Origin of the sequence: Alkaliphilus sp. B6464 (genome assembly GCF_018141165.1) — a bacterium.
Classification (GTDB): domain Bacteria; phylum Bacillota; class Clostridia; order Peptostreptococcales; family Natronincolaceae; genus Alkaliphilus_B.
Genome location: NZ_CP058558.1, coordinates 377,934 through 390,121, shown reverse-complemented (window position 1 = coordinate 390,121; position 12,188 = coordinate 377,934). Strand labels below are relative to the sequence as shown.

The window sequence follows — 12,188 nt, the reverse complement described above, 5'->3', positions numbered from 1 at the left end:
AGATGACTTGTACGTTATATAGCAAGAATATCATTAAATCAAGTATTTTTATTAAATTCAATACATTATTTAAACTTATTTTTATTATTGGCTACTTCTACCTTTATATCAAACATTCTTTGCCATGGCAAAGTAATATTTTTAACCTTATAATCCACTTTGCCATTATGAAAATCACCTAATAATTTTTCTTCATAAAAGTTTACTTTTTTTGTAATAGATTGTTCAACTTCTTCTAAATTTTCATTTTCAATATTGTATTGGTCTATACCATTTGAAAGTAGTATATCTATTATTTCTGGCCTAACAATTGCATCATATATATAGTCTCTTATCAATCTTTCATATAAAAAATTAAAATGCACTTCTAATTCACGAGTGTTATGTTTTATATTTTTTAAATTATTATATGATACCGCATGACTAACTCCAATGCCGACCATATTAGAGACAGTATTCCAACTACTGTATGTTGCTAATTTCGATAAGTCTATTTTTTCATCAAGTGACTTCATAAAAAGTATTTTATCATCATGATATGATATGTCAATAATTGCAACACTCTTACCTTCTTCTAATGCCCTTGTAATATCTGAAATGAACATATCCATTCTCATTTTTTCTACCGGGGTGTAAATATAAAACTCAATTTCTGCGTTATCTTCTACAATTTTACCTCCAAACCATTCCACATGTTCTTTTACTGTTTGCTCTAGTGGTCTATCTTCAAATGTAGCAACAAAATCTTTCTTGCTATCATCACTATAGTTAATTTTAAATGTTGAATTTGTATTATATTTTTCATGTATAACTAAGTTTATTAAATTCATATGAATCTCATCAGCACCACAGGTAATTTTTACTTTATCTTCTACTCCTGACGTTTTAATTTTGTTTTTTAATTCTTCTTGTTCAAGTCTGTGTAGGCCATACTCTGCTGCATCTTCTTGTGAGTAAATTATATAGTCAACATATCCATCTTCAGCAAGTTCGATCATTTTAAGTTTTAGATCGTGATTTAATTTTCTTTGAATATTATATTTATTTAAGTATTCTTTTGATATTACACTTTTTAAAAATTTTATTCTTTCTTTTGCTCTTTGATCATCAAAGTTATCCGCTTTATCTATTAATTCAGCCCACTCAAGAATATTTTTATAATTATTTATATCATCAATAGTCCATACTGAACCTGCAAGTCTTTGAATTGTATCATATAAGTATATTTTCTTTTCAGGATATTGTGTTTTAATATCTTTAATTAACTGAAAATCATAAACCTTTGAGTCATAGTAATCGTCAGTATAATTTCTTGAGTGCATTAAGCCTCCATGATTTAGCATTGTTGCCGATATGATAAAAGAATCTACTTTATTTGCATTTTCTCTAACCCATTTCTCAATTTCCTCTACATTCCCTCTTGTTGTTTTACCACCAATAATTTTTACTGGTGGCATTAATATATTTATCCTAGATATCCTTCCTATCTTTTCCCCATAATATGTACTAGAAGGTCTATTATCAAGTGGTACCAACATTATATTCATTGGATTTTTGTATTGATTTTTAAAGCCCTCCATATATTTATTTATACTTATATCTCTTGCATTTTTATTATCAATAATTTCATTACCAAAATCATTGTTTCCATTATTCGGTATAGTAAATAAAGTTAAAAACAAACATAGAGTTAAAATTCCAATCACTACACATTTCTTCATTCATAGTCCTCCTCAATTGTTATTTAGATTACATATTTTACAAATAACAAGAGGATATTCAAATTTGAACATCTATTTTTAATAAAATAAAATAAGAACTGCGTTTTGAGCAGTTCTTAAAATTATAAATACTATTATGGTTCAATAATATGCAATTTATCAGTTACGTAATGCCCCTCATTTTCAGGTCCAGTTCTACCATTAAATGAGTCAATATATTGCATACCATTTTTAGAATATGAGATAAAAACACTGTAAACTTTAAATTCAAGTGATGTACATCCTAATCCCTGCTTGTCTAATATTGAATCATAATAACTATTTGCTACAACCACTAAAGCATTAATATGCTTCGCCTTTTCCATTGCGATCTTTACAAAGGTTTTTAAAATCCTCTTTTTGATTTTATCAGATACCCCTTTAATATAAGGTCTTTCTACAAATAATATTAATTGTTCTTTCTGTTCTATAACCATCTCATTATTATATTCTTCAATTTTTTCAATATCTTTAAAGGTTAGTTTCCCTTGAGTATAATTATAGTTTTCTAGGTTTTCAATTCCTTTGGTAAGTCTTATAACGGCTCTCGCAACTAATCCATCACTATTACCTGCAACAAGCAGTTTTTTGTTTGTATCGAAGTTAGAAAGAAGACAATTATTATATGAACCACTTCTCCAGTTCATACAAGTTGAAGTTGGGTTTTCCCCCATTTTTAAAGTGGTTTTAAAATCATATGTTTCTTCACAGTAGTATTCATTATTGATATCTTTTTTAATATTCTTCTTCCATTCATCTTTTACTTTATCAGTAGTCTGAATACCAATTTCAATATCAAGATCATCATTAAAGAATTTTACTTTTTCAAATTGTTCTGCCATATAAGCCTTTGTCAATAACATTAAGTTTCTTTTTTGTGCGGAATTAACACAATCATAAAGAGTGTCCACTACTCTAATTAATCCTTCGGAGGCGAATTTGCAAATTCCATCTTTATTATCTTCTATAAAACTATCTGAAAGCCCCATTCTGTTTAAAAGTGAGATTAATTCTTCTGAATCTTTATAATATGCATGTTTAGCATCTTTTAAATCCTTCATGTTCATAAAAGGGGTGTTTCTATTATCCATTAAAAAATCAATGTCATTCTCCTCTTTTATTTCTGGAATAAATCTTCTAAATACATCTTTATTAAGAAGTATTTGAAGATATCTTGATCTTTTACATCTTTTAATGTGAGCAAGATCATCGTTTATCCATTTAGATAGAGGTTTTTGCTCTAACAGACTCTTAACCCTTTGGACTTTTTCTTCTAAAGAAAGTTCAGGCATTTTAAGATTTTTTTCATTAATGCCAACAAGTTCAGAAATAAGTTTTAATTTATCATCAATTCTCATATCTAAGACAAAATATATATCTATAACAAAGGCACTACAACCACTTAGTATCTTATATTCATTGAAAGTAATTGTTTCTCCTTTGGATATCCTTTTAAATACGTCCTCATTAGAAGATACTGAAGATATATCTATTAAGTTATCCTTATTTAAGGTATTAATATTTATATAATTTCTAAAGTCGTTGGAAAACAATATACAAGTATCATACAATTTATTGAAAGTATCTTTTTCTTCAAGCATTAATTTAATAAATGCTTTTTTTCTATTTCTAACACAATATATAATAAAATCGTTTTGCTTATTAGAAGAACGACTAAGTATATAGTTAAACTCATTAAATAAATCTTCATATTGATCTTTATATAGAAATTTTATATAATCCATATAATTATAAATTGATGAGTAATCTTGTCCTTTCTCAATTTTATAATTTAACATTTTAAGTTCTTTATTTAAAACTTCTCTCTCAAATACTATTCCCATAACCCTTTTAAAATCATCACTATGCAATCTATCTTCAATACTTTTTAAAACTTCTAATATATCACTCGGCTGTTCTACATTAAAATCATTAGCAACTATATTATATTCTCCAATAAAATTAAAAAGTTTAATTGTTTCAGTCTTTCCTTTAATTTCTTTAAATAGATCAATAATATTATTACCATACAAACTTACGAAAGAATGTTTTATAAACTCACAAAACATTTCACGATCTTCATTTTTCATATCCTGATAACTTCCATATTCATAATTATAAATAAGTGTGTACATTGTTTTATACATGTTTTGTAATTCTTCTATGGATACATTATTAGTAAGAGAATAATCCAAGAGTTCCATCATAGACTTTTTCATTCCCCTAGAAATTCGATAAGAATCATTGTATCTATAAGTATTTTCCTTGGCTTTATCAATTAGTTCCTCTTTGATCTTGTAAAGTTTTAAAACAAAATCATCTTTATATTGGTCAATATTAGATAAGGATATATTTTCTTCATCATTGTTAATGAAGTATATATATGCATCTTTTAGTTCTGTATTCTCTGAATTGAATACATTAAATATTTTATCGCTTTTAAGTAGATGTGGCTGAATAGAACGATGATAATCTCTATTCCCCAGTTCAAAGATCTTGCTTAATCTTTCTGGTTCTATGTTCTTTAACACCCTATTCGCTATATCTAATTTTCTTACCTGCCCTAATATATTTAACTTGTTTTCTATATTTGCAACTAAAGTATTCATGTCAAAGTTTTCTCCTTTCAAATTAAGCAATTTTCATGTTTTGAAATAGTCCAAATAACTGCTCCTTGTCCAAAATATGCGAATCAATAAGTTCTTTAATTATTTCCAGAGAGTAAGAACTATGTTCTTTAAAGGTACATAAACGTTCACGAATTGCTATGCTAATTTCTTTGTTTTGATAATCACTTTCTTGCGTATAACGTTTAAGCGACCATAAAGAATCACAATTCTGAATCTGACTAATTTTCTTTTGTATTCGTTCTCTTTCCTTTTCTTCTTCAGTCATAAAAGATTTTCTGATATTTTCTCTAATGTCGTGATCTAATAGACTATACTCAATAAACTTCCGAAGTAATATATCTCTTTCATCATCCGAAATTTTCATTATTTTAAGATATTTTTCATCTTGAAGATTTTTATAAATTAAAACATCATATGATTCTGGCCTTAATGTAAAACACGCAGCATCTTGTAATTCATATAACTTTTTTATTAAATGTTCTTCAAGTTCATTACTTTTATCTATTATATAGTTGATCTTACTGTAAAATAGATCATTCATATCATACATTTTAACTGTATCACTTAATCTTATAAGATACTTTGCATATTCAGTATCTGAAAACTCTTTTTCGATATATTTAAATGTGTTTTCAAATATACATTCTCTGCTATTTATATTTAAAAAATCATAAATATCAAACATCTTAAATTTAATCATATTCTCAAAAACTGAATAATTATCTAAAAGATCAATATTAAAATCATTGGCTTTTTGCATAAATAATTCAAATTCATTTTTATCATTTAAAATTCCTAGTACATCTATAAGAATCGTTCTAAGTTCATCTTTTCTCATAATTTTCATATAATCTGGGTTCTCAAGAATATATTTATGTTCCCTTCCACATGCAAAATTTAAATCTTTAAATTCTTTTCTAGCAAGTTCTAGTATCAATTTAAAGTTTTCATATGAATTTGACATATTTACATGTCTAAAAATCCAACATAAAATGTTATCTTCTAAATTTTCATATTCACTTAATTTTATTAAATGGTCTTTTATAGTTTCAGGTAATACATCATATTTTTCTAAATAAACTTTAGCCATTTCAGTAGCAAGTCTAACATATCCGGGACCAGTAATCTTTTTTCGTATTCGGCTATAATCGTTATAAAAACCCATATAATAATTCAAGAATCTAATTTGCTCATTTGATAGTTTTAAAAACCTCTGTATCTTCTCTACTTCTGAGTCCGTTATTTCTTTTAATTTAAGATTACTCACTGAACTTAAAAATCCAGAAAAATATTTAGTTTTAAAGTCTTTAGATTTCGGAGAACCAATTCTCTCATACATATTAACCAATACAGAATAAATCTCTACATTTTCCTCTATATCTATAATATTGTTATTGAGGGCAGGAACCAATATACATTCTACATCGTTAACCATGGTCTCTATAATATCTTTTATTGGTTGAACGCTTTCAAAATTTGTATGTCCGTCAATAAAATATTTTAATTCTTCTATCTCTGTAATATAAAAATTAATTCCTAATAAAACTTCTTCTAAGGAATTGTTCTTAATTAATGATTCTTTTAGCATTACAAGCAATTTAAAGTAATCTAGTTCAAAAAACTTATCATCTCCTAATTTAAGCAATCCAAATCCTTTTTCATCATCAGTTAAATTCATGATAAAACTGCTAATTGTTAATACATCTGGATTATCTTTAATCAGTGAAAGGACATTTTTTCTGTATATTTCACGTTGATCATCTACAATATCTAAATCAGTAAATTTATTCAAATTTCCTACTGTAAATACTAAAGTGAACAGATCTTTAGTATCTCTTATTATGTTTCTTTGATTAAATCTTTCAAGTAACTCACCCATATATAGAAGATTATTGTTTTCAGCAAAATTCTTGCCTTTTTCTACTATGTTGTCAATTTGTATTAAAGATTTAAATTTTAATTTATCCTCATTTGCATAGTTATGAAAAGCCACTATGTTCTCTAATAATTCTTTATTTAAAGTTCTATCCAATACTTCAAAGTATTTTTTTCTTAGTAAAATTTCCTTAAACATTTTCACTAATATATTTTCCATCATATTGAATACCTCCTATAGTTTTAGTTAATACCTTAGTAAATTTAATGATGTCATTATCAAAGAAAAGGCTATATTATTTCAAGTAAAAAAGTGCAACTTTTAGTTGCACCTTTTAAATTTTTACAAAATATCATATCTTTGAGGTATAAATATTTCCTCAAATTTAGCAATTGCATATACATCAGTCATTCCTGATATAAAATCTATAACTGCTGTTTCTTTAGAATAACTCTCAAGTAATTGCAAGTACTTTTCTGGCATTTTTTCAGGGTGCTTCAAATAATATTCTGTAAGGGAAATAACAATATCTTTTGCCTTCTTGACTTCCCGCTTTGAAGACTCTCTCTCATATATAGTTTCAAACATATAACTTCTAAGTTCTAACATAGCGTTTTCAATGTCTCGTGACATTTTTATTTCATCTTTGCCTAAACTAGATTCAATTATGTCTAGAGAAAGAACTATTGACACATCTTCAATTGAATTAAATAGTTCTCGAAGATGTGTTGGAATATCATCATAAGTAATAATTTTTCCTCTAATAGCATCATCAATATCATGATGTAGATAAGCAATACGATCTGCTATTTTTACAATTTGGCCTTCTAATGTCATAGGTTTTATTTTACCCGTATGATTAAGTATCCCATCCCTTACCTGATTGGTGAGATTCATATTTTCAACAACATCTGCAACTCTAAGACTTTGTTTATTATGAGAATAATTAGATCCAAAATATTCCTCTAGTGCTGCCTCTCCTGCGTGTGAAAATGGACTGTGACCAATATCATGTCCATACCCGATAGCAGCCGTTAAATCTTCATTTAATCTTAAATATCTTGCAATGAATTTAGCAGTTTCCACAACTTCAAGAGTATGTGTAAGCCGAGTTCTATAATGATCTCCCCTTGGATTTAAAAACACTTGTGTTTTATGTTTTAATCGCCTAAATGATTTTGAATTAATGATCCTCTGTATATCAATCGTGAAAGGAAGTTGAAAACCATTAATATCTTCCTTTACTCTAGTGGCATTTTTGCTTAAACATGCAAATTTCGACAAATTATTTGCCTCTTGTTTTAATAGATAATCTTTTATATAAAAAACTACTTTCATTTAAATACCTCCCTAGATTTCATAAAAAGATTTTTTGTTATTATCATATAAAATTCCAGCCTTTATCAAGTAATTTAGGTGATCCACTTTTAACATAACATACAAAACAAAACCCCCATTGTGCATCATGGGGGTTTAAAATTATCTATTTCCTAAAAGATATTTCAAGAATGGAGAATCAGAGCCAATTACTAATTTATTATCTTTTAAAGTTGATTTATAGGCTGTTAGTGTTCTGTAAAATTCATAAAACTCTGGATCTTTGTTATATGCATTAGCATAAATTCTTAAAGCCTCTGCATCGCCTTCACCTCTGGTTTTTTCGGCTTCTTTATATGCTTGTGCCTTAATAATTGTTACTTGTTTATCTGCCTCTGCCTTTATTTTTTTTGATTCTTCCTCACCTTCAGAGCGAAACTTTTTAGCCATCTTTTGTCTTTCGGTAATCATTCTGTTAAAAATGTTTTGATTGTTTTCTTGCGGTAAATCCGTTTTTTTAATCTTAATATCTTCAATTTTAATTCCAAACTTTTTCACATCTTCATTAGCAATATCTTTTGTAGCATTAAGCATTTCATATATATATTCCTTATCAGAAATTAGAGTTGTCCCATCTGTAAGACCGATTTTTTCATTTAGTCTTGAATAAATAATATCATCTAACTTTGTGTTAGCACTATTAATGTTTTCTACCGATACTCTAAATGCTAGAGGGTTAACTATTCTCCAGTGTGCATTATTATCAAGTACAACTTTCTTTTTATCAGAGGTAGTCACCTCTCTCGGAGATGCATCGTAAGTAAGTAGTCTATTCGGATATTTTTCTACATGCTCAATAAATGGCCATTTAAGATGCAAACCCTTTCCCTCTATAATTTTTACATTTTTAAATTTAGAATCACCATTAATTTCTTCCGTTATTTCAACTGTTTTTTCATCCACAACAATCCTAACCACTTCACCAAACCTAGTTACAACGGCTTGGTTTACTTCATTGACTGTATAGGTAAATAGATTGAAACCAATTAAACTAACAACAATTACACCTGCTACTATTCCATAAACTTTGGCTTTCTCTTTTAATTTATTTAAAACCATTTTCTTTAATTGTTGAGAATCAATGTTATTAAAATTATTCATTAGTTGCTACCTCCTTTTGGAAGAACCACATTATCAGTTAATGGTAAGAACTTTACAGTTTCGCCAGATTTATCATCAACTATATAAAGATCCATGTCAGGTAGAATTTCTTCTAATGTTTCAAGGTACATTCTTGTTCTTGTCACAGATTTTCCTAAGTTGTACTTCTCTAATATAGCCTCAAAATTAGCAACGTCACCTTTTGCTCTCTCAATTCTATCTTCCTTATATCCTTCTGCACTCTTAATCATTTTCTGTGCATCTCCTCTTGCAGTAGGCAACACATCATTTTCATATCCTAAAGCCTCATTAATTTTAGACTCTTTATCTAGTTTGGCTCTAGCAATATCTTTAAATGCATCATCAGTTTCTATTGGAGGGTATACATCTTGTAAGTTTACTCCATTTATCACCATACCCAAACCATACTCATCAACAACATTTTGAATATCTGATTTTATTTCTTGCTGTATAGCAAATTTATTATCTGTTAGGACATCATCAAGAGTATTATTGGCTACACTTCTTCTTATAATTGATTCTGAAATAAGCCTTAATGTTTCAACAGGATTATCTACATTAAACATAAAATCCTTTAAATTTACAATTTGATATTGAATCGAAAGATCAACATGTACTAAATTCTCATCCCCAGTAAGCATTAATGACTCCTGTGGAGCATCTTCATACTGTGCAGGATATCTTGAACTTCCACCATCAGTAGTTCTAAATCCAAACTCTAGTCTTCTAACTTCAGACATCTTTGCAGGATATATTTTGTCTGCAAATGGAAATTTGAAGTTGATTCCTGCTTTTTTCACTGTTGTTGCATATTCCCCGAATCTTAGAACTAATGCTTCTTCTCCAGAATCAAGTGTATACACCATGTTTGGAATTAGAATCAAACCAATAAGTATAATTGGAATAAATTTAATTAGCCTTTTCAAACTACATCAACCCCTTTTTGTCTTATTTTTATTCTGCTTTAACATAACACACACTATTTTTTATTAAGATACATTCATAAATTTTAAATTATTTGATTTTATCTTTGATAAAACTATATAATCCCGACACAATTCTATATATAGGTTTCTAATTAAATTTATGTGTTATCTTAAAACTATAAAAAGCATTTAAGGAGGTATTCATCTATGACTACTGCTAATACAACAGCACAAGATTCAGATAAAACAGTTGACAAAAATATGCCCAATGAAAATGAAGTTGTATCAGAAAAATCCACATCTGCAAAAGGTAAGAAAAACAATTTGATTATACTGACTACTAAACCTATTAGTGACGAGGATTTGAGAGATAAACTAAATAAAGAATTTGGAAAACATAATCAATACTATAAGGTTTTAAAAGAAGCAGTTGATAACTTAACCGGAAAATATAAGCAAAAATTAGCAAGCATGATTCTTTTAATTAGAGAAGGAGTGAGACCTGATTTTAAGATTGAAGATGGTAAAGTTAAAAGTGTAGAGTTTAAAAGAAAACTAACCAATGAAGAACTAGAAAATTTTGTAATATCTATACCTGTTGAAATGTTTTTTATTCAGGAGTATATGGATGATAGAGCATTAGATATGGAAATGACACAGCATATGAAAGAATTTAATATTACCGAAAAAATCTTAGAAATTCAGGGTGGTACAGAAAAGGAAAGGCTTCGTGCTGCTGAATATAATTCTATGATTTCAATATTCACCACTATTATTAAAAATAGAGTTTATTACAACTTAAAGAATGACATAGACCAAGCATCAAAGGTTTATGATGCACTGAAAAGAGTTATTCAACTTAGAATTACTGAGATGCAGACATTTGGAAGATCCCAAGAATATGGCTCTCCTAAAAACTCTCTTTCAGGAAATAATCTTTTATCTAATAGGACAGAATATATTGAAGTGGATCCTAAACTAGCAAATTTTATCATCAAAACAAATAAATATAATGATGGCATTAGTGTTAAGGATTTGTTTTTTAATGATCTAGGATATTTTAACTGGATAAAAGACAATGTTGATGTTAAAGGAGTATTCGTTGAATATCAAAAGGTAATCAAGCAGTTTAAAGAACGATTTGAGTCATTAAATCCTGACTATAAAGTAAGTTAAAACCCCTTAATTGGAGTTTTGCTATCATTTAAATTAAAAATTATAACTCCTCTATGTATTTAGAGGAGTTTCATCTTTGATTAAGAGACTGCAATATCTAACTCTATCTTACCATGTTGAGATTCAAGGGGTATCGTGATCGGCTTACTGTCTGAAGTATGTATTAGCAAAGAGTCTCCAAATATTATTGTTGGTGGAGTAATGTCAATAATTGTCCCCTCACTAGAAAGATGTGTTGCAGAATTACCCATAATCATGTTCCCTATTTCTGCTAAAGCACTTCTTGAAATTTCATCGAATGCTTGAATATCTATTCCACCCATCATATGAGATGCAATTTTAAGTCCTAGTAATTTATTCATATTTAATACTGCTCTACCTTTTAAATCACCTGTAATTCCAATAAGAATAGATACATCTGGTGCATTAAATGTCTCGTTTTTAATATATATTTTGCCTAATTTACATGTAAGACCTGCCATTTGAGATAAAATGTCTGTGCTTGCTTTAACAAATGGATTAATATGTTCTACCTTCATTATATATTACCCCCAATCTATATTTTTAACATAATATATAATAAGAAATACTTTATAAGAATCAAATTATTGCATAAAAAAATCTTATATAAGAACTTACTCTCATATAAGATTTTTTATTAGTAAATTATCTCTTGTATTATTAGAGTTCATATATAAACTTAATAATATCTAGAATATCTTTTTCTAAAATGTCTTTCGTTGTGTCTAAAATGTATACCGGTAGTTTACTTTTATTAATATTTTTTTCATACTCTTTTAATATTATTTCTATATCAGAGGATTGAATATACCAATCCCCTCTTTTTTCTATTCTTTCAACTACTGTGTCAACATCTGCTGTAATATAGATGATTTTGAAGTTCTCCCTTATAAGTAGATTTTCTAATTCATACATATTTATTTCAGTCTCACTATCTACTGTTTCAGGTCTAAATATAGAGCCATATGTTAATTCTCCAATATGGTATCTATCAATAATAACAGGTTGATTTAATAAACTGACTAGATCAAACATCTTCAGAAGAATGTTATAATAGTAATATTTATCATTTCCTTTTGGCGGTGCAGATGTATGAAGTACAAAAGTATGTTTCATAATCTCCGTAAGAATTTTCTCAATTGTTGACTTTCCTACGCCATCCCCACCTTCTATAATTACTTTTGGAAAAGTTTCAGGTAATTCAATCATCTGACGCTTCCACCATTGTTTCCAATCTATATTTAACATAATATGCCCTCCTTTAAATTTCTTTAATAACCTAATTAAGACCATATTTTTA

At 27.8% G+C, this 12,188-nt stretch carries 9 protein-coding genes; 1 reads left to right on the top strand and 8 read right to left on the bottom strand.

What is annotated here, in order from left to right; genetic code table 11:
• Positions 1–65: 65 nt before the first annotated feature.
• The 6 genes from HYG84_RS19845 to hflK all read right to left on the bottom strand — a co-directional run bounded on the left by HYG84_RS19845 (position 66) and on the right by hflK (position 9,691).
• Positions 66–1,721, bottom strand: a complete 1,656-nt coding sequence (locus HYG84_RS19845; protein WP_212382697.1) for a DUF4127 family protein — start codon at positions 1,719–1,721, stop codon at positions 66–68.
• 134 nt (positions 1,722–1,855) lie between these two features.
• Entirely contained in the window at positions 1,856–4,369 is a 2,514-nt protein-coding gene (locus HYG84_RS19840) for a hypothetical protein (RefSeq protein ID WP_212382695.1), read from the bottom strand.
• A gap of 22 nt (positions 4,370–4,391) precedes the next feature.
• A complete protein-coding gene (locus tag HYG84_RS19835) occupies positions 4,392–6,488 on the bottom strand; it encodes a hypothetical protein (RefSeq protein WP_212382693.1) in 2,097 nt (698 codons plus the stop codon).
• 120 nt (positions 6,489–6,608) lie between these two features.
• Entirely contained in the window at positions 6,609–7,604 is a 996-nt protein-coding gene (locus tag HYG84_RS19830; protein ID WP_212382691.1) for an HD domain-containing protein, read from the bottom strand.
• A 141-nt stretch (positions 7,605–7,745) separates the two neighbouring features.
• Positions 7,746–8,744 carry a protease modulator HflC gene (hflC, locus tag HYG84_RS19825; protein ID WP_212382690.1) on the bottom strand — a complete coding sequence of 333 codons (999 nt, stop codon included), beginning with the start codon at positions 8,742–8,744 and terminating at the stop codon, positions 7,746–7,748.
• Positions 8,744–9,691 (bottom strand): FtsH protease activity modulator HflK, encoded by a 948-nt coding sequence (gene hflK / locus HYG84_RS19820; protein ID WP_212382689.1) that lies wholly within the window; start codon positions 9,689–9,691, stop codon positions 8,744–8,746. The genes hflC and hflK overlap by 1 nt, the downstream gene beginning before the upstream one ends.
• Positions 9,692–9,898: 207 nt before the next feature.
• Here hflK and HYG84_RS19815 point away from each other — a divergent pair, with 207 nt between their 5' ends.
• The gene (locus tag HYG84_RS19815) at positions 9,899–10,867 is read left to right on the top strand and encodes a hypothetical protein (protein WP_212382688.1); all 969 of its coding nucleotides are present in this window, start codon (positions 9,899–9,901) and stop codon (positions 10,865–10,867) included.
• Between the two features lie 80 nt (positions 10,868–10,947).
• Here the strand turns inward: HYG84_RS19815 and HYG84_RS19810 are convergent, their stop codons facing one another.
• On the bottom strand, positions 10,948–11,406 hold the full coding sequence (locus HYG84_RS19810; RefSeq protein WP_212382686.1) for a chemotaxis protein CheX: 459 nt from the start codon (positions 11,404–11,406) through the stop codon (positions 10,948–10,950).
• A 142-nt stretch (positions 11,407–11,548) separates the two neighbouring features.
• Positions 11,549–12,136 (bottom strand): deoxynucleoside kinase, encoded by a 588-nt coding sequence (locus HYG84_RS19805; RefSeq protein WP_212382684.1) that lies wholly within the window; start codon positions 12,134–12,136, stop codon positions 11,549–11,551.
• Between the last annotated feature and the right edge of the window lie 52 nt (positions 12,137–12,188).